A 17,673-nucleotide genomic window follows, 5' to 3' on the forward strand; every position below is an offset into this window, starting at 1 on the left:
GCTCAGGCCGATGAGCGGGCGGTCCCGCACACCGTCGCCCCCGGCGCCGGGCCGGAGGTGACGCGGACCGCGCGGCACGTCCCGGAGGACCGCAGTGCCTCGGCCACCTTCTCGGCCTCCGCCTCCCCGGCGGTCAGGAACGCCGTCGTCGGGCCGGAGCCGGAGACCATGGCGGCCAGGGCGCCGGCCTCCTCGCCCGCCGCCAGCGTCGCGGCGAGCGACGGGCGCAGGGAGACGGCGGCCGGCTGGAGGTCGTTGCTCACGGCGGCCGCCAGCGCCGTCGCGTCGCCGGTGCGCAGGGCGGCCAGCAGGGCGGCCGACGGCTCCGGGTCGGGGACGGGCGTGGTGCCGCGCAGCCGGTCGCACTCGGCGTAGACGGCCGGGGTGGACAGGCCGCCGTCGGCGACGGCGAACACCCAGGAGAAGGTGCCGCCCGTCTCCAGCGGGGTCAGCAGCTCGCCCCGGCCCCGGCCGAGGGCCGCGCCGCCGACGAGGCTGAAGGGCACGTCGCTGCCGAGCTCCGCGCAGATCTCCAGGAGCTCCTCGCGGGAGGCTCCGGTGCCCCACAGGGCGTCGCAGGCGAGGAGGGCGCCCGCGCCGTCCGCGCTGCCGCCGGCCATGCCGCCCGCGACGGGGATGTCCTTGTCGATGTGGATGTGGACGTTCGCCTCGCGCCCGTGGCGGGCCGCGAGGGCGAGGGCCGCGCGGGCGGCCAGGTTGGTGCGGTCCAGGGGGACCTGGGCGGCGTCCGGGCCGGAGCAGGTGACGCGCAGCTCGTCGGCGGGGCGGACGGTGACCTCGTCGTACAGGCCGACGGCCAGGAAGACGTTGGCCAGGTCGTGGAAGCCGTCGGGGCGCAGAGGGCCTACGGCGAGCTGGACGTTGACCTTCGCGGGGACGCGGACCGTCACGGACGCGGTGGTCACTGCGCGGCGCCCTTCTTCTCGGCGATGGCGGCGAACTCGTGGACGGTCAGCGCCTCGCCGCGGGCCTGCGGGGAGATCCCGGCGGCGACCAGCGCGGCCTCGGCCGCGGCGGCCGAGCCCGCCCAGCCCGCCAGCGCCGCGCGCAGCGTCTTGCGGCGCTGGGCGAAGGCCGCGTCGACGACGGCGAACACCTCGGCCTTGGTGGCCGTCGTGTCGATGGGCTCGGTGCGCCGGACCAGCGAGACGAGGCCGGAGTCGACGTTCGGCGCGGGCCAGAAGACGTTGCGGCCGATGGCGCCGGCCCGCTTGACCTCGGCGTACCAGTTGGCCTTGACCGAGGGGACGCCGTAGACCTTGTTGCCCGGCTTGGCGGCGAGCCGGTCGGCGACCTCGGCCTGGACCATGACGAGGGTGCGCTCGATGCTGGGGAACCGGTCCAGCATGTGCAGCAGCACGGGCACGGCGACGTTGTAGGGCAGGTTGGCCACGAGGGCGGTGGGCGCCGGGCCGGGCAGCTCCTGCACGTGCATGGCGTCGCTGTGGACGAGCGCGAAGCGGTCGGCGCGCTCGGGCAGCCGCTTGGCGATCGTCCCCGGCAGCGCGGCGGCCAGCACGTCGTCGATCTCGACCGCCGTGACGCGGTCGGCCGCCTCCAGCAGGGCGAGGGTCAGCGACCCGAGGCCGGGCCCGACCTCGACGACGACGTCGTCGGGCCGCACCTCGGCGGTCCGGACGATGCGCCGGACCGTATTGGCGTCGATCACGAAGTTCTGGCCGCGCTGCTTGGTGGGGCGCACCCCGAGGGCGGCGGCCAGTTCGCGGATGTCGGCCGGGCCGAGCAGGGCGCCGGACTCGCCGGACTCGTCTGTGCTGGGGCTGGAGCTCACCCGTGAAGTTTACGGCCGCACACGGGCCAGGGACTCGCCCCCCGGCTGACGTACAGCTTCTTGGCCCGCATGGTCTGCTCCTCGGCCGGGGCGTCCTGGGGGCGGCCGTCGCCGCCGAGGGACTGCCAGGTGTGGGTGTCGAACTGGTACAGGCCGCCGTAGGTGCCGGACGGGTCGACGGCGTCGGGCCGCCCGCCCGCCTCGCACTGCGCGAGCCCGCTCCAGTTGAGCCCCTCCGCGCCCTGCACGGTCGTGGGCCGGGCCTTGGTGCCGACCTTGACGATCTCGGTGCGGGGCTGCCGGACGACCTCGGAGCGGATCTTCTTGGGCTTCTGCTTGACGCCGTTGACGGTCCGCAGGGAGTACGTGACGCGCTCGACGCCCTTCTCGCCGCGCTGGGCGACGACCTCGGTGCCCTTGTAGAGCGAGGGGTCCTCGCGGCGCTCGGTGGAGAAGCCGATGGGCTCCTCCCTGACCTCCTCGTCGGCGGAGATCCGCATGACGGAGATCGTCTGGCCCTCGCGGGGGAAGCTCTCGGGGTCGACGGAGGTGGTGTCCTCGCCGCGCAGCCCGATACCGGCCTGTTCGATGGCCTCGCGGACGGTCGCGGCGTTGGTGCGGACGGTGCGTTCGCGGCCGTCGGCCATGAAGGTGACGGTGCGCTCGGTGCGGACGTCCAGGTCCAGGCCCTTGCGCCCGATGGTCGCGGAGCGGGACGCGGACAGGTAGGCGCCCTCGGCCCGGACGCCGAGCTGGCGCAGGGCGCCGTCGACGGTGCGGGCGGTGGTCCACACCTGACGGCGCTCCCCGTCGAGGGTGAGGGAGACGGGCCGTCCGTAGCGGACGATGACGCGGTCGCCGGAGGCCAGGTCGTGGTGGCGGCCGGGGGCGACGATGTCGTGCTCGCCGACGGCCATGCCCTCGTCGGCCAGCAGCTCCTCGACGTCGCCGGCGAAGGTGTGGAGGGTGCGGGGCCTGCCGTCGACGCTGAGCTGGACGGCCTTGTCCCCGGCGATGAAGGCCGACGTGCCGCCGGCCAGGAACGCCACGACGAGCGCCTGCGGCAGCAGCCGCCGCAGCGGCTCGGCACCCCGCTCGCGGGGCGCCGAACGGCTCCCGGCCCGCTCGCCCGCCCCGGCCCCGGGCCGGGGGGCGGCGCCCCGCCCCGAGCGCTTGCGACCGCCGGCCGCGGCCGCCGCCGCCCGCCGCGAGGCGGCCCGACCACCGGGGGCGGGCACGACGGCGGCGCCGGGGCCGCCGCCGTGCTCCGGCCCGGGGTCGGCATCGGACCCGAGGCCGGTCACGGGCGGCCCCGTCACGGGAAGACTGTCGGCCACGGCGACCCCGGCGGGGGCGGGGGGACCATGGACCCCATGGACGTCATGGGCGCCGTAGGGCCCGGGGCCGTTGGAGGGCCCGGGGCCGTCGGCCGCTCCGGAGGCGCCGGGGCCGCCGTGGGGCGCGACCGCCTGCCGGGGTAGCTGCGCCTGCCCGAAGGGCTCGTACGGGTCGTACGGCTCGTACGGGGTGTGGCCCTCGTGGCCGCCATGGGTGCCGTGGCCCCCGTACGCCGCCGGCCCGAACCGCTCGGGCGAGCCCGGCAGACCATGGGCAGCCTGCTCCCCGTGCGGCCGGTACGGCTCGTACGCCCCGAGCGGGTCGAGGTCCCCGTACGGCTCGTACAGCGGCGGCGGCGCGTACGGCTCGGGCGGCGGCCCGTACGGCTCGCGGGGCGCGTACGGGTCGTACGACGGGGTGCCCGTCGCGGCGCGGGGTGCAGCGTGGGGGCTGCCCGGTGCATGACTCACGACACTCCACAGGTCCGGCTAGGCCCGGGACTGTAGCGGAGCCACCGTCACCCACCAAAGTCGTATCGTCACACGGTGTCGCGCATATCGGTGTCAGTATCCGAAGACGCGTGCGGTATTGGCCGCTACGGCCGTGGCCAGGGCGTCCTCGGCGATGTCCTTCACTTCGGCCATCGCGCGCAATGTGACCGGAATGAGGTAGGGCGCGTTGGGCCGTCCGCGATACGGGGCCGGGGTCAGGAAGGGCGCGTCGGTCTCGACGAGGATCAGGTCGAGGGGCGCGACGGCCAGGGCGTCGCGCAGGTGCTGGGCGTTCTTGAAGGTGACGTTGCCGGCGAAGGACATGTAGTAGCCCGCCTCGGCGCAGACCTTCGCCATGGCGGCGTCGCCGGAGTAGCAGTGGAAGACCACCCGCTCGGGAGCCCCCTCCTCGGCGAGGACGCGCAGCACGTCCTCGTGGGCCTCGCGGTCGTGGATGACCAGGGCCTTGCCCTGCCGCTTGGCGATGTCGATGTGGCGCCGGAAGGAGTACTCCTGGGCGGCCATTCCCTCGGGTCCGGTACGGAAGTAGTCCAGGCCCGTCTCCCCCACGCCGCGTACCTGGGGCAGGGCGGCGAGCCGGTCGATCTCCGCCAGCGCGGCGTCCAGGGCGGGCATGCCGCCGGGTTCGCGGGCGCCCTGGCGGGACCAGCCGTCGGGGTCGCCGAGGACGATGCGGGGCGCCTCGTTGGGGTGGAGGGCCACCGTGGCCCAGACGGCCTCGTGGGCGGCGGCGGTCTCCGCGGCCCAGCGCGACCCGGCCAGGTCGCAGCCCACCTGGATCACCGTGGTGACCCCGACGGAAGCGGCCTTGGCCAGCGCCTCGGCCACGCTTTCACTGGGGGCACCTCCCAGCGGTAGCTGGGGGAGCATGTCGAGGTGGGTGTGGGAGTCGGCTACGGGCACGGCCAACGGTGCCGGGAGCGGCGGGGGGACGTCCTTGGTGTCGTTCTTCCGCTCGCCGCTGACCGGGCCGTTGTTCGATGCCATGGCGTGATTCTAGAGATCGCGCGATCCTGGGGACCGCGCGCGGCCGGGCTCACTTCCGGTGGAAGGGCCGCAGCAGGTCGGAGAGGTGCCAGTGGTGCCCCTCGCGGGGCTCGTGGGTGCCGCCGTCGTGCAGCGGTCCGGCAGCCGCCTGGAGGGTCGCCGGGACGGACGTGCGCTCGTGGAGGTGCAGGGCGTCGGCGACCACGGACACCTGCCCGGACCGCATGATGCGCACCGTGTGCGCACCGCAGTTGACGCAGGTCGGACGGGTGAGCGGCGACGGCACGCGCCGGTCGTCCGCGTAGTAGGTGACGAAGGGCAGGCCCTTCGCGTCCACGTGGTGCCTTATCTCGTACGACTGCTCCCAGCCGCTCCCGCATCGCATGCATACGAAGGAGTACGACTCGTGGGCCGGCTCGAACGCGGCGGCGGTCTGTTCCGTCGCCGTGCGGGTCGCGCGCTGGGCTCCGTTCGAAGCTCCTGCGGTCTCGCTCATGGCAGCTCCTCTTGTCCGCTGGACAAGTCTCTCCGGGACCGGACGTCCCACCACCAGGGAACGCCCATACCGGCGACGGCGCAGCAGCCTGACCCACGAATTGGGACAAACTTGGCGGCTCCATGCCCGAAAGCGTTGGCTGCCATGCCAGGGCTTTGCTTTTCAGGTTAGCCCTTTACCTTACTGTCAATCCCGCTGTGCGGCATTTTTTGCCGCTACGACCGCATCGAACACGTCCCGCTTGGGTAGGCCTGTCTCCGCCGCCACGGCCGCGATCGCCTCCTTGCGGCGTTCGCCCGCCTCCTCCCGGACGCGTACGCGCCGGACGAGCTCGGCGGCGTCCACCTCCTCGGGCCTGTCGGGGGCCCCTTCGACGACGATCGTGATCTCGCCCCGGACGCCCTCGGCCGCCCAGGCCGCCAGCTCGGCCAAGGGGCCGCGCCTGACCTCCTCGTAGGTCTTCGTCAGCTCCCGGCACACGGCGGCGCGGCGGTCCGCGCCGAAGACCTCGGCCATCGCGGCGAGCGTTTCGTCGAGGCGGTGCGGGGCCTCGAAGTAGACGAGCGTGCGGCGCTCGCCGGCCACCTCGCGCAGCCGGCTCAGCCGCTCGCCCGTCTTGCGGGGCGGGAAGCCCTCGAAGCAGAAGCGGTCCACGGGCAGGCCCGAGACCGCCAGCGCGGTGAGCACCGCGGAGGGGCCCGGCACGGCCGTGACCTTGACGCCCTTCTCCACGGCGGCCGCGACGAGCCGGTAGCCGGGGTCGGAGACGGACGGCATCCCCGCGTCGGTGACCAGCAGCACCCGGGCCCCGCCCACGAGGGCCTCGACCAGGTCGGGGGTCCGGGCGGACTCGTTGACCTCGTTGTAGGAGACCACCCGGCCGGTGGTCCGCACCCCCAGCGCCTGGGTCAGCCGGCGCAGCCGGCGGGTGTCCTCGGCGGCGATCACCTCGGCGGCGCCCAGCTCGGCGGCCAGCCGCGGGGGCGCGTCGGTGACGTCGCCGATGGGGGTTCCTGCGAGTACGAGAGTTCCAGTCACGCTCCCATCCTCGCAGCTCGCCGGGGCCCGGGCCTCAGCCCCGGACGGCCCGCACGATCTTGATCTCCCGCTCCGGGAGCACCGCCAGGAACCGCGGCAGCGGAATCCCGCCCCGGTCGCGGCTGATCTGCAGCAGCGTGCCGTCCGCCCGCGCCGGGCCCGGCCGGAGCGACGCCCCGTTCGGGCGGGCCGAGTTGCGCCACCGGTGCCGGGCGCCGTCGCAGACGGCCTTGCTGCCGCCGATGCCCTCGGTGTGGGCGTGCTGCAGGACGTTGCTGGCGACGTAGACGGTGCCGGTGTGCTCGACGACCCTGCAGCGGTAGGTGCCCGTCATGGTGAGGGTGCCGTCGGGGGCGAGGGTGGCGGTGGGGTCGATGGTCATGGCGCCCGTGGACCGGGGGGCGGGCGCGGCGGCCACGGGGGCGGCCACGGCCAGGCCGGCGAGGATTCCCGCCGCGATGCCGTTGTGGATGATGCGGATGCGCATGGGCCAGGGATACCGGAACCATTCGCTCCGGTGTCCGCACCTCACCCGCGCGGCGGCGCGTCACGAGGGCCCGTACGAGCCGTTCGGGTTCGCACGGGTCGCACGAGCCGTCATCCCGCGTGCAGCATCAGTCCGATGCCGACGACCATCAGCCCCGCCGCCGCGATCCTCGGCGCCCCGAACCGCTCCTTCATCACGACCGTGCCGATCGCCGCGCCCACGATGATCGACGACTCGCGCAGCGCCGCGACCGGGGCGAGGGCCGCCCGGGTCTGCGCCCACAGCACCAGCCCGTAGGCGAAGACGGACAGCAGTCCGCCGAGCAGCCCGCGTACGGCGAAGGGGCGGATCTGGGCGAGCAGGGCGCCGCGCCGGGCGGCCACCGCCCAGGCGGGGATCACCAGCCCCTCCAGGATCATCAGCCAGGAGATGTAGCCGAGCGAGGAGCCCGCGGCCCGTACGCCCAGGCCGTCGACGACCGTGTACGAGGCGATGGCGAGCCCGGTGGCGACGGCCGCCCCGATCGCCGCCCACCGGGGCCGGGTGCCCGAGCCCCGGATGCCCCACAGGGCGAGGCCGGTCAGCCCGGCCGAGGCGACGGCGACGCCGGCGAGCTGGCGGCCGCCCGCGACCTCGTGGGCGAAGAGCGCCGCGAGGCCGGTGACCGCCAGCGGGGCGGTGCCCCGGGCGATCGGGTACATCTGGCCGAAGTCGCCGAGGGCGAACGACCGCATGAGCAGGACCTGGTAGACGGTGTGGAGGGCGGCCGAGGCGAGCAGGTACGGCCAGGCCCCGGCGGCGGGCGTCGGTACGAACGGCAGCAGCACCGCCCCGCACAGCGCCCCGCCGCCGCCCACGAGGGTGAAGGCGAGGAGCTGGTCCCTGATGCCGTGGGCGATCGCGTTCCAACTGGCGTGGGTGACGGCGGCGATGAGGACGGCGACGGCGACGAGCGGCGTCACGTGCCACCACCCCCGGCCCGGCGGTCGGATATGCGGGACGGAATGCTCATGACGCCCGACGCTAGCGGCGCCACCGGGGGCGGGCGATGTCGTTTCCGTCACCCGAAGCGTGTGACGTCACCCCGCGCGCAGCACGGCCGCGACGACCGGGCCGGCCGAGTCGCCGCCGTGGCCGCCCTGCGGGACGACGGCGGCCGCCGCCACGTCGTTGCGGTACGCGGCGAACCAGCCGTTGGGCGCGGTCTGCCCGTCGACCTCCGCCGAGCCCGTCTTGGCGCCGATCTCGCCGCCGAGGCCGGCCATCGCCTTGGCGCCCGTGCCGGAGACGGCGGTGAGCCGCATCATCGAGCGCAGGTCGCGGGCGGCGCCGGGGGCCAGGGGGCGGGCGGCGCGGGCGAGTTGCCGGCCGTCCAGGGACGGGTCGACGAAGTACGGCTGGTGGAACGATCCCTCGCGGACGGTCGCCGCTATGGACGCCATGTTGAGGGGGCTCATCTGCACCCGGCCCTGGCCGATGAGGGCCGCGGCCCGGCCCGCGCCGCCGTCGGTGGGCACGCGGCCGTCGAACGTCGGGACGCCCGTCTTCCAGTCCAGGCCGATCCCGAAGACGTCGCGGGCCTCGTCGGCGAGGGCGCTGTCGGAGAGCTGCCCGGCGAAGGAGATGAAGGCGGTGTTGCAGGAGGCGGCGAAGTCCTGGGCGAAGGTGGCCCGGGGGTTCTCGCTGTTCTCGACGTTGTGGAAGGTCATGCCGTAGGTGGCGTTCTTCGGGCACGGCAGGGACTTGGCGGGCGCGGCCTTGCCCTGTTCCAGCAGCAGCGCGGACGTCACGATCTTCATCGTGGAGCCGGGCGCCGTCGTACCGCCCAGGGCGGCGTTGAAGCCGCCCTTCTTGGAGTTGGCGACGGCGAGGATCTCGCCGGTGCTCGCCTTCACGGCCACGACGGAGGCGTCGTCGTACCTGTTCACCGCGGCCTCGGCGGCGCGCTGGACGCCCGCGTCGATGGTGGTGCGCAGCTTGCCGGGCTTGCCCTCGGAGACGACGTGGAGGTTCTTGGGCGCCGTGCCCGCGGGCCCTTCGAGCCGGACGGCGACGGCGGGCTCGCCGCCCGCCTTCTCGCCGTACTTCTTGCGGAGGTCGGGCAGGACGGACGCCAGCGACGGGTGGTCCTTGGGGTCGAGCTCGGCGCCGCCCCGGTCGACGGCGACGACCTTCGGCTCCTCGGTGGCGCCGGTGCGCAGCGTCCGGCCGGCGGTGAGCTCGGGGTGGACGACGGCGGGCCGCCAGCCGACCTTGGCCCGGCCGCCGTCGGCGGTGGCGCGGACGACGTCGAGCGAGGAGTCGTAGGCCCAGGTGGTGCGCTGCTTGCCGTGGACGACCTCGGCGCTGACGGAGAAGGGCACCTTCGTGCCGACGGCCGTACCCTGCTTGAACGTCACCTTCTCGACGTGCGCGGAGTCGCGGTAGGCGGTCAGGGCGGTGGCCGCCGCCTGGACGTCGTCGGTGAGGCCGGCGGCCTTGCCGGTGTTCCCGGCCGCCCACGCGGCGAGGAAGTCGCGCGCGGTCTTCTCGGTCTCGCCGGATGTCGGCGGCCCGGTCCGGGCCGGTGCGGCTTCGGCCCGCAGGCCGCCCGCCCCGTCTCCGGTGACGGCGTCGACGAGGTTGTAGGCCCCCAGCCCGGCCGCGCCCACCACCGTCACGGTGGCGACACCTATCGCGATCTTCGCGCCAGTGCGCATGTTCCCCTGCCCCCTCCTGGTTTTAATCACCTGATTAAAACCTCGGACGGAACTCTACGGGATGGGGGTGACGCACGGTGCGAAACGACCGGAAACAGCCGCTTGGATCCGACGAACCGTCAAACGGCTTTCGGTCAGATCCAGGTGTCGAACCACATCCGGTTGCGCCAGGCGTCCATGGGGATGGCCTGGCCGGTGTAGATCGGGAAGAAGTAGACGAAGTTCCAGACGATGAGCAGGACGAGCACGCCCGCCCCGACGGCGCCCAGCGCGCGGCGCCGTTCGGGGGCTCCGGGCGGGCCGAGGATCGCGCCGACCATCATGGCCACCGCGAGGCAGAGGAAGGGCACGAAGACGACCGCGTAGAAGACGAAGATCGTTCGTTCCTGCCACATGAACCAGGGGAGATATCCGGCCATGACCCCGCACAGCACCGCGCCCGCCCGCCAGTCGCGGCGCAGCGCCCACCGGTAGAGCAGATAGACGACCGCGAAGCAGCCCGCCCACCACAGCAGCGGGGTGCCCAGCGCGAGGACCTCGCGGGCGCACTTGTCGGTCGTGTCGATGGGGCAGCCGCTGTTGCCGGGCCTGGGGGACTCGTAGAAGTACGAGACCGGGCGGGACTGGACCAGCCAGCTCCAGGGGTTGGACTGGTAGGTGTGCGGCGAGGAGAGGGTGGTGTTGAAGTCCCACACCTGCCGCTCGTAGTGCCACAGGCTGCGCAGCGGGTTGAGGACGCCGGCGAGGAAGCCGTCCGGGCTCTGGCCGCCCTCGGTCTCGGCCCAGTGCCGGGCGTAGCCGCTGTGCTGCCAGCCGGCGGTCCTGCTGTACGTGCCGCTGTGGGTGAACCAGCCCGTCCAGGAGGCGACGTACACGCCGACCGCGACCGGCACGGTCGAGACGAACGCCCAGGGCACGTCGCGCCGCAGCGTGGACAGCCAGGGCCGCCGGGCACCGGCGAGGCGGCGGGAGCCGACGTCCCACAGCACGATCATCAGGCCGAACGCGGCGAGGTAGATGCCACCGTTCCATTTGGTGGCGAAGGCCAGCCCGAGGAACACCCCGGCGGCCAGCCGCCAGGGCCGCCACCCCAGCCGCAGCCGGTCGCCGACCCCGGCGTCGGGCAGGGGGGTGCCGTCCTCCCGCTCCGGCAGGGCGGCGGCGAGCCGGGCCCGCGCCTTGTCGCGGTCGACGAGCACACAGCCGAAGGCTGCCAGCACGAAGAACATCAGCACGGTGTCGAGCAGCGCCGTGCGGCTCATGACGAAGTGCAGCCCGTCGACGGCGAGCAGCGCCCCGGCGAGGCACCCCAGGAACGTCGACCGGAACAGCCGCCGCCCGATCCGGCACAGCATCAGCACCGACAGGGTGCCGAGCACGGCGACCATGAACCGCCAGCCGAAGGGGTTCAGGCCGAACATCCACTCGCCGAGCGCGATGACCCACTTGCCGACCGGCGGGTGGACGACGTACCCGGCGGCGTCGGGGACGGCGGCGTGCCCGGCGACGATCTGGTCGTTGACGTCCTTGACGCTGTTCCAGTCGACCTCGTAGCCCCGCTTCAGCAGTGCCCAGGCGTCCTTGGCGTAGTACGTCTCGTCGAATATGACGGCGTTCGGGGAGCCCAGATTCCAGAACCGGAGCAGCCCCGCGAACAGCGCCACGACCAGCGGCCCGGCCCACCCCATGGACCGCGCGAGCATCCGCGCCGCCCCCGGCCCGGCTCCCATCGCCTCCCACACCCGCGTCCCGGGCTCGGGAAACGCGGGCACGAGCCGCTCCCGCACATCCGGCCGCACCACACCCCCCCGATACCCGAACCGGCGGAGTCTGCGCTGCCAAGGAAGCGGCTGCTCGTCCGTCGTCCGGCCCTGCCGGGGATGCGTCGCGGTGTCACTGGTCACCGCGCCATCGTAGGGAACGGACCTGTGAGGACGCGGAGGGCGCGTCGCGGACGGCCCCGCCGGAGCCCGCTAGGGCGCCGCGTGCGCCTCGCGCTGGTGGACGCCCATGCGGGTGGCGGCGTCCCGCATCCCACCGGTGTCCCCCCGCCTCTCCGCCTCGCGCCGGTCGGCTTTGAGGTACGCGCACTGGGCGCACGGCAACGCGTCCCTCAGCTCGTGACATGCCCGGCCGAGGTCCCGCATGTGCATGACCGCCGACCGCAGCCCGTCCCCAGGTCCCTCCGCGAGCACCCGCCGTGCCGCGCCGACCACCGCCCGCGTCCCTTCCCCGTCCGGCGCTGTCGGCGGCGTACGGCCGGCGTACGCCTCCGCGACCGGCAGCAGCTCCTCGAGGAACCCGCGCAGGCACGCGGTGGTCTCCTGCACGTCCTCGTGCCGGGGCAGGGCGGTGGGGTGCGCGATCGCGCGGCGGATGGCGCCGGCGACGTACCGCGACATCTCCGTCACGATGTCCTCGGTTTTCAGGCCGCTGTTGATCGTGTCCACGGTCAGGGCTCCCTCGCAGAGATCGTCCAGTGCGTAGAGGTAACACCGCTGGCGGACCTCGCCGGTACTGTGGAAGCGAGGCGTGAACGTGAAAGCCATGAAAGTCGGCAGGAGTTGAGGCATGGCGAGCAACCCACGCACCCCGAACAAAGCCCTGGCCGCCCTGCTCGACCAGGCAAGGTGGTCACGCGGCCAGTTCGCGACAGCGGTGAACCGGACCGGCGCCGAGGCCGGACTGAGCCTGCGCTACGACCAGTCGGCCGTATCGCACTGGCTGTCCGGGACGACACCCCGGCGGGACGTTCGGCCCGTCGTCCTCGAAGCCCTCGCCCGCCGTCTGAAGCGACCGGTCACGCATGCCGAAGCCGGGCTGCCCGCCCCGGACGGGGACGACGGCACGGGCACCCTCGAAGAGCTGATCGACGTCGGCCGGGCCGACATGGACCCGTCCCGCCGGGGCGTGGTCACGGCAGGCGTCTACTCGGCCGCGCTCGCGGTCCCGCTCTTCCCCGACCTCACGGGGCCCATCGCCGAACCCACGGGCGACACCGGCCGTACCGTACGCATCGGCGCGGGCGAGGTCGCCACGGTCCGCACCATGACCGAGAAGATCGCCGACATCCTCGACGAGCTCGGCGGTGGCCACGCCCGCCCCATGGCGGCCGCCTTCCTGGTCAACACCGTCGCCCCGTACCTGAAGGCCTCGGCCCCGGAGAGCGTCCGCAAGGACATGCTGTCGGCCGCGTCCGACCTCGTCTATCTGACCGGCTGGATGGCGATGTACGAGCGTGAGCACGGCCTCGGGCAGCGCTACTACACGAAGGCCCTCAAGCTCGCCGGCGCGGCGGAGGACCACATCACGTACTGCCGCACCCTGCGCGGCATGAGCCTCCAGGCTTCGAATCTCGGCCACGGCGCCAAGGCCCTGGAGCTCGCCGACGCCGCCGCCGAGGCCTCACCGAAGGCCGGCCCGCGCCTGCGGGCCTTCCTCGCGGGGCAGCAGGCGCACGCCGCGTCGATGACGGGCGACCGTCACACCGCGTTCGCGCGGCTGCGCGATACGGAGACCGCACTGTCGAAGGCGGACTCCCGGCGGGAGGCCATCGGCGGGTACGACGCGAGCGCGTACCACTTCCACGTGTCGCACGTGCTCTACGAGTTCAAGGACCTGGAGGGATCGGTCCGCGCCATGCGGGAGTGCCTCAAGGTCCAGCCCCGGCAGGAACGACAGGGCAGGGTGCACTCCAACGCGCTCATGGCGCAGCGCCAGTTCGAACTCGGCCACCTGGAGGCGGCCTGCGCCACGTGGCACGCCTTCCTCGACGACTACGTCCAGCTCTCGACCGCCCGCGGCGACGAGCACTTCACCACGATGCGGCGCCGGATCCGCCCGTACGAGCGGACGCGCGCGGTGCGGGAGCTCACGGAACGGGCCCGCGAGATCGCCCGCGCCAAGGCGTAGGTCCGTAAGGCAGCGGAACCCCACACCGGGTCGGTCTACGGGTCGAGGTACGCGCTGGTTCGCCCGCCCCTCACGGCCATAGGCCCATCTGGGCGGCCGGGAGGGTGGAGTGGCGGGGCAGGGTGGGCGGGAGGGGGGTCGTGGAGGCGCGGTGGTAGAGGGTCATGCGGTAGATGCCCGACAGGGTGGACGAGGCGATGCCCACCAGGAGCCATAGGACGATCACTCCGCCCGCCACCGCGAGCATGATCGCGACGTCGTCCGTCTCGACCGCGAGGATCAGCGCCGCCACGCCCGCGAAGGCCACGAGAATCGTGGTCAGGAGCACCCGCGTGAATCCGGCGAGCTGGGCGCCCAGTTCCCGGCGGCCGAGGGCCAGCGAGCGGCGCAGGGTCGTGAGCAGGCCGGTGCCCTCGGCGACGAGGACGGGGAGCGCGAAGTAGGTCAGGAGCGACCAGGACAGCCCGGCCATGTCGAAGAGCCAGGAGACCCCGACCGTCGATTCGGCGATCCGCAGCAGCACCCCGATCGTGTTGCCGAGCACGCTCCAGCAGGCGAGTACCGGCATGCGGCGCAGCATCGCGCCCAGGGAGGCGCGGATCGGGGGACGGCCGTCCTGCAGCAGGGCGTGCACGGAGTGGAGCAGTGCGGCGGTGAAGTAGGTGCCCACGCAGGACAGCAGGGCCAGCAGGGCCAGCAGGGCGAACACGACGGCCGTCTGAGGTGTCGTCGGCGCCTCGTCGTTCAGCGCCCGGTCGCGGACGCCGCTCAGGGGCAGCAGCCACGCGGCCGTCACGACCGCCGCCAGCGCGGCGACGTTCATCGCCGGGAAGCACAGCAGCGCGGGCCGCCGCTTCAGCACCCCGAAGGCCGTTCTGACGATTCCGCGTTTCATGCCGCCCCTTTTCAGCCAATCGAAGGCCGCATCCTTCCACGACGGGGAGCCGGGATTGCAAGCTGAGCTTGTTCTATTACTATGCAAACAAGTGGAGGTGCCAAGCCATGCCCATGCTCACCGCACGCCGCGTACTCGTCGCCGTCCTCCCCTATCCCGTCGCCTGCGCCGCCGTCACCGTCTCCTACCGCTCGCTCCGCGACCGGCTGCCGGATCCCATGGCCACGCACATCGGCCCCGGCGACAAAGCCGACGGGTTCGACGATCCGGGGGCGTTCCTCGGCGTTTCGCTCAGCGTGTTCCTCGGCCTCGGCGTGCTCTTCGCCTTCCTGACGTGGCTGACGCGGTCGGCGCCCGGGCAGCAGCGCGCGGTCGCCGCGGCCGGGGGCGGCATGGCCGTGGCCCTCGGGTGGATCGTCGTCGCCATCGTCCGTGCCAACGCCGAGGTCGGCGCGGGCGGTGACGCCGCCTCGGTCACGCTCCCCGGCCGGCTGGCGGCCGTCGGCTTCGCCGCCGCGCTCGTGTACGGCGTGCTCGGCTGGCTGGCCGCCGGCCGGGGCGAGACCCCCGCCCCCGCCACCGGACCCGCGCCCGCCGAAGCCGCGCGGCTGCCCCTCGCCGAGAGCGAGAGCGCCGGCTGGACCCGGGTCGTCGGCTCGCGCGCACAGGTCGGCGGCGGGGCGATCATGCTGGTCAGCGCGGTGCTCGTCGGGTTCGTCGCGGGCTGGCCCGCCGCGTTGATCTGCGCCGCCTTCGGCGTGCCGCTGGTCCTCCTCTGCCGGGTGCGCGTCAGCGCCGACCGGCGCGGCATCACCGTCACGCCCGCCGCGCTGCCCTGGCCGCGCCTGAACGTCCCCCTGGAGCGGATCGAGGAGGCCGGCCACCGGTCCGTCGACGCCCTGCGCGACCTCGGCGGCTGGGGCTACCGGGCCCACCCCGGCATCAGCGGTATCGTGCTGCGCTCCGGCGACGCGATCAGCGCCCGCCTCACCAACGGCAGCGAGTTCGTCGTCACCGTCGACGACGCGGCCACCGCCGCCGCGCTGCTCAATACCCTGGCCGACAGGGAGCGTTCCATCGGAGGACGGGCCTGACATGTTGTTCCGCGTCGATCCCTCCTCCCCCGTCCCCCTCGGCGAGCAGATCGCCGGCGGACTGCGCGGCGCCATCGCCGACGGCTCCGTGCGCCCCGGCGAGCGACTGCCCTCCGCGCGGGAGGTCGCCGCGTCCCTCGGCGTCAACATGCACACCGTGCTGCGCGGCTACCAGCAGCTCCGCGACGAGGGGCTCATCGAGCTGCGCCGGGGGCGCGGGGCCGTGGTGACGGGCGGCCCGGCCCCCGGGCGGGCCCGGCTCACCGCGCGGGCGCGGGAGCTCGTCGCCGAGTCACGGGCGCTCGGGCTCTCCGACGACGACATCCTGAACCTGGTCAGGGCGTCCCTCGGCTGAGTCCGCTGAGTCCTCCCCTGAGTCCCCGGCCGAGTCGCGGCGCAGCGCCCGCCTCAGCCCCACGTTCCCGATCAGGATGCCGCCGTCCACCGGCAGCGTCACCCCCGTGATCCACGACGCGTCCGGCGAGGCCAGGAAGGCCACCGCCGCCGCGATGTCCTCCGGCCGCCCGACCCGCCCCAGCGGGTAGTGCTCGGCCGCCCGGTCCAGCGATGCCTCCCGGCCCGCCCAGCCGGGCGTGCGGATCGTGCCCGGCGCCACGAGGTTGACCCGGACGCCCCGGGCCGCGCAGTGGCCGGCCAGCGTCCGGGTCAGGCCGGCCAGGCCCGCCTTGGCGGCGCTGTAGGCGTGGTTGCCGAAGTCCTGCTCGCCGTTGACCGAGCCGACGCTGATGACGGAGGCGCGCCCGCCCGCCGCCGACAGCAGCGGCATCGCCGCCCGCACGCACCGGAAGGCGCCGGTGAGGGTGATGTCGAGATCGCGGGCCCACGCCTCGTCCGGGAAGTCCTCGACCAGCGGCGGGTCCGGGTGGAAGGAGTAGGCGTTGTTGACCAGCACGTCCAGGCGCCCGTAGCGGTCGGCGGCGAAGGCCACCGCTGCCTCGACGGCCGCCCTGTCGCCGATGTCGCAGGCGAGCGCGTCGGCGGTGAGCCCGTCCGCCCGCAGGGCCGCCGCGGCCCGCGCCGCGCGCTCGCCGTCCAGGTCGGTGACGAGCACGCGCGCGCCCTCCGAGGCGAAGCGGCGCGCCGTGGCCTCGCCGATGCCCCGGCCCGCGCCCGTGATCAGTACCGCGTAGCCCTCGAACCTTCCGGTCATGCGGCCAGCATTACCCCGCCAGCGACCGCGCAACCGCCCGGACCAGCGCCTGGGCGCGCGGGTCCGCCGTGACGTTCTTCTGCATGCCGTTGGTGACGTACCCGAAGGCGACGCCCGACTCGGGGTCGGCGAAGGCCAGGGAGCCGCCCCGGCCGGGGTGGCCGAAGGAGCCGGGGGCCAGCAGCGGGGACGCCGGGCCGTGGAGCATGTAGCCCAGGCCGAAGCGGGTGTTGACGACGAGGACGCGGTCCGGGCCCGCCGACTCCTCGGTGCGCGCCAGGGTCAGCGTCGCCGGGGCGAAGAGCCGGCGGCCGCCGTCGACCGGGCCGATCAGCGAGGCGTAGAAGCGGGCCAGCGCGTCGGCCGTGGCGATGCCGCCGGAGGCGGGCAGTCCGGCGGCGCGGTAGGCCGGGTCGTTCTCGTCGGCGGCGGGGGTGATCGCGCCGAAGGCGCGGCGGGTCAGCGAGTCCGGGTCGCGGTAGGCGTCGGCGACGGACGCCTTGGGGCGGACGCGCAGCCCGGCGGCGGCGGGCGCGGCGGGCGCCTCGATGTCGGCGATCCGGCCGACGCGGTGCCGCTCGGCGTCCGGCAGGCCCAGCCACAGGTCCAGGCCCAGCGGCCCGGATATCTCCTCGGCCACCCACGCCCCCAGGGACCGTCCGGTCACGCGCGGCACCAGCTCGCCGAGCAGCCAGCTGTAGGTCTGGGCGTGGTAGCCGTGGTCCGTGCCGGGCTCCCAGGCGGGGGCCTGCGCGGCGAGGGCGCGCGGGCCGCTGACACCGTCGACGGCCTCGGCGGGCGTGAGCGGGGTGTCCAGCACGGGCAGCCCCGCGCGGTGCGCGAGCAGGTGGCGGACGAGGACCCGTTCCTTGCCGGCCGCCTTGAACTCGGGCCAGTACGTGCCCACGGGCGCGTCCAGGTCCACCTGGCCGCGCTGGTGGAGCAGGAGGAGGACGGCGGCGGCGACGCCCTTGGTGGCGGAGCGGACGATCTGGGCGGTGCCGTGCCGCCAGGGCTCCTCGCCGCCGTCGGCGTCGCGCGAGCCGGCCCACAGGTCGGCGACCTTCCGGCCGTCCCGGTAGACCGTCACGGCCGCGCCGCGCTCACCGCGCCGGGCGAAGTTCTCCGCGAAGGCGTCCCGGACCGGCTCGAAGCCGTCCGCCACCGCGCCCTGGACGTCCACCACTGTCTTCCGCTCCCACTGTGCCGATCACTACAAATCCATCCACCA

General features: G+C 74.2%; 17 protein-coding genes. 3 read left to right on the top strand and 14 right to left on the bottom strand.

Features of this window, described 5'->3' with window-relative positions; genetic code table 11:
* Positions 1 to 2: 2 nt before the first annotated feature.
* The 11 genes from ACX9I7_RS10785 to ACX9I7_RS10835 all read right to left on the bottom strand — a co-directional run bounded on the left by ACX9I7_RS10785 (position 3) and on the right by ACX9I7_RS10835 (position 11,820).
* Positions 3 to 926: a 4-(cytidine 5'-diphospho)-2-C-methyl-D-erythritol kinase gene (locus tag ACX9I7_RS10785; RefSeq protein ID WP_459387155.1), complete on the bottom strand. Its 924-nt coding sequence runs from the start codon at positions 924 to 926 to the stop codon at positions 3 to 5.
* On the bottom strand, positions 923 to 1,813 hold the full coding sequence (rsmA, locus tag ACX9I7_RS10790) for a 16S rRNA (adenine(1518)-N(6)/adenine(1519)-N(6))-dimethyltransferase RsmA (protein WP_387568676.1): 891 nt from the start codon (positions 1,811 to 1,813) through the stop codon (positions 923 to 925). The genes ACX9I7_RS10785 and rsmA overlap by 4 nt, the downstream gene beginning before the upstream one ends.
* Entirely contained in the window at positions 1,810 to 3,417 is a 1,608-nt protein-coding gene (locus ACX9I7_RS10795) for a ubiquitin-like domain-containing protein (RefSeq protein ID WP_459387235.1), read from the bottom strand. Before ACX9I7_RS10795 ends, rsmA begins: the two co-directional genes overlap by 4 nt.
* A gap of 297 nt (positions 3,418 to 3,714) precedes the next feature.
* A complete protein-coding gene (locus tag ACX9I7_RS10800) occupies positions 3,715 to 4,650 on the bottom strand; it encodes a TatD family hydrolase (RefSeq protein WP_459387156.1) in 936 nt (311 codons plus the stop codon).
* A 49-nt stretch (positions 4,651 to 4,699) separates the two neighbouring features.
* A complete protein-coding gene (locus ACX9I7_RS10805) occupies positions 4,700 to 5,146 on the bottom strand; it encodes a hypothetical protein (RefSeq protein ID WP_189454479.1) in 447 nt (148 codons plus the stop codon).
* 186 nt (positions 5,147 to 5,332) lie between these two features.
* Positions 5,333 to 6,184 (bottom strand): 16S rRNA (cytidine(1402)-2'-O)-methyltransferase, encoded by an 852-nt coding sequence (gene rsmI, locus ACX9I7_RS10810; RefSeq protein WP_459387157.1) that lies wholly within the window; start codon positions 6,182 to 6,184, stop codon positions 5,333 to 5,335.
* Positions 6,185 to 6,218: 34 nt separating this feature from the next.
* Complete coding sequence (locus tag ACX9I7_RS10815) at positions 6,219 to 6,671, bottom strand: DUF6299 family protein (protein WP_387568685.1); 453 nt, start codon at positions 6,669 to 6,671, stop codon at positions 6,219 to 6,221.
* A 110-nt stretch (positions 6,672 to 6,781) separates the two neighbouring features.
* The gene (locus ACX9I7_RS10820) at positions 6,782 to 7,633 is read right to left on the bottom strand and encodes an EamA family transporter (protein WP_459387158.1); all 852 of its coding nucleotides are present in this window, start codon (positions 7,631 to 7,633) and stop codon (positions 6,782 to 6,784) included.
* Between the two features lie 117 nt (positions 7,634 to 7,750).
* Entirely contained in the window at positions 7,751 to 9,370 is a 1,620-nt protein-coding gene (locus tag ACX9I7_RS10825) for a penicillin-binding transpeptidase domain-containing protein (RefSeq protein ID WP_459387159.1), read from the bottom strand.
* 134 nt (positions 9,371 to 9,504) lie between these two features.
* Positions 9,505 to 11,274 (bottom strand): dolichyl-phosphate-mannose--protein mannosyltransferase, encoded by a 1,770-nt coding sequence (locus ACX9I7_RS10830; protein WP_387568694.1) that lies wholly within the window; start codon positions 11,272 to 11,274, stop codon positions 9,505 to 9,507.
* A gap of 69 nt (positions 11,275 to 11,343) precedes the next feature.
* Positions 11,344 to 11,820: a DUF6415 family natural product biosynthesis protein gene (locus tag ACX9I7_RS10835; RefSeq protein WP_459387160.1), complete on the bottom strand. Its 477-nt coding sequence runs from the start codon at positions 11,818 to 11,820 to the stop codon at positions 11,344 to 11,346.
* Positions 11,821 to 11,941: 121 nt separating this feature from the next.
* On the opposite strand from ACX9I7_RS10835, the gene ACX9I7_RS10840 reads away from it, so the two are divergent.
* Positions 11,942 to 13,282, top strand: a complete 1,341-nt coding sequence (locus tag ACX9I7_RS10840; RefSeq protein ID WP_459387161.1) for a hypothetical protein — start codon at positions 11,942 to 11,944, stop codon at positions 13,280 to 13,282.
* Between the two features lie 70 nt (positions 13,283 to 13,352).
* Here the strand turns inward: ACX9I7_RS10840 and ACX9I7_RS10845 are convergent, their stop codons facing one another.
* Positions 13,353 to 14,177: a DUF6159 family protein gene (locus ACX9I7_RS10845; RefSeq protein ID WP_459387162.1), complete on the bottom strand. Its 825-nt coding sequence runs from the start codon at positions 14,175 to 14,177 to the stop codon at positions 13,353 to 13,355.
* Positions 14,178 to 14,284: 107 nt separating this feature from the next.
* Between ACX9I7_RS10845 and ACX9I7_RS10850 the strand changes: the two genes are divergently transcribed.
* Together ACX9I7_RS10850 and ACX9I7_RS10855 are read left to right on the top strand one after the other, a co-directional pair.
* Entirely contained in the window at positions 14,285 to 15,271 is a 987-nt protein-coding gene (locus ACX9I7_RS10850) for a hypothetical protein (RefSeq protein WP_459387163.1), read from the top strand.
* Position 15,272: 1 nt separating this feature from the next.
* Positions 15,273 to 15,626, top strand: a complete 354-nt coding sequence (locus tag ACX9I7_RS10855) for a GntR family transcriptional regulator (protein WP_387568707.1) — start codon at positions 15,273 to 15,275, stop codon at positions 15,624 to 15,626.
* On the opposite strand, the gene ACX9I7_RS10860 is transcribed toward ACX9I7_RS10855, so the two are convergent.
* Together ACX9I7_RS10860 and ACX9I7_RS10865 are read right to left on the bottom strand one after the other, a co-directional pair.
* Positions 15,564 to 16,442 (bottom strand): SDR family NAD(P)-dependent oxidoreductase, encoded by an 879-nt coding sequence (locus ACX9I7_RS10860; protein WP_459387164.1) that lies wholly within the window; start codon positions 16,440 to 16,442, stop codon positions 15,564 to 15,566. The two genes, ACX9I7_RS10855 and ACX9I7_RS10860, sit on opposite strands and share 63 nt — an antisense overlap.
* Before the next feature lie 10 nt (positions 16,443 to 16,452).
* Positions 16,453 to 17,628 (bottom strand): serine hydrolase domain-containing protein, encoded by a 1,176-nt coding sequence (locus ACX9I7_RS10865; RefSeq protein ID WP_387568712.1) that lies wholly within the window; start codon positions 17,626 to 17,628, stop codon positions 16,453 to 16,455.
* Between the last annotated feature and the right edge of the window lie 45 nt (positions 17,629 to 17,673).

It is taken from the genome of Streptomyces sp. L500, assembly GCF_054551825.1.

Coding starts and splice junctions, on each gene's coding strand:
- ACX9I7_RS10800 (WP_459387156.1), bottom strand. CDS start 4,650: ATGGCATCGAACAACGGCCCGGTCAGCGGCGAGCGGAAGAACGACACC.
- ACX9I7_RS10805 (WP_189454479.1), bottom strand. CDS start 5,146: ATGAGCGAGACCGCAGGAGCTTCGAACGGAGCCCAGCGCGCGACCCGC.
- ACX9I7_RS10815 (WP_387568685.1), bottom strand. CDS start 6,671: ATGCGCATCCGCATCATCCACAACGGCATCGCGGCGGGAATCCTCGCC.
- ACX9I7_RS10825 (WP_459387159.1), bottom strand. CDS start 9,370: ATGCGCACTGGCGCGAAGATCGCGATAGGTGTCGCCACCGTGACGGTG.
- ACX9I7_RS10840 (WP_459387161.1), top strand. CDS start 11,942: ATGGCGAGCAACCCACGCACCCCGAACAAAGCCCTGGCCGCCCTGCTC.
- ACX9I7_RS10845 (WP_459387162.1), bottom strand. CDS start 14,177: ATGAAACGCGGAATCGTCAGAACGGCCTTCGGGGTGCTGAAGCGGCGG.
- ACX9I7_RS10850 (WP_459387163.1), top strand. CDS start 14,285: ATGCCCATGCTCACCGCACGCCGCGTACTCGTCGCCGTCCTCCCCTAT.
- ACX9I7_RS10855 (WP_387568707.1), top strand. CDS start 15,273: ATGTTGTTCCGCGTCGATCCCTCCTCCCCCGTCCCCCTCGGCGAGCAG.
- ACX9I7_RS10860 (WP_459387164.1), bottom strand. CDS start 16,442: ATGACCGGAAGGTTCGAGGGCTACGCGGTACTGATCACGGGCGCGGGC.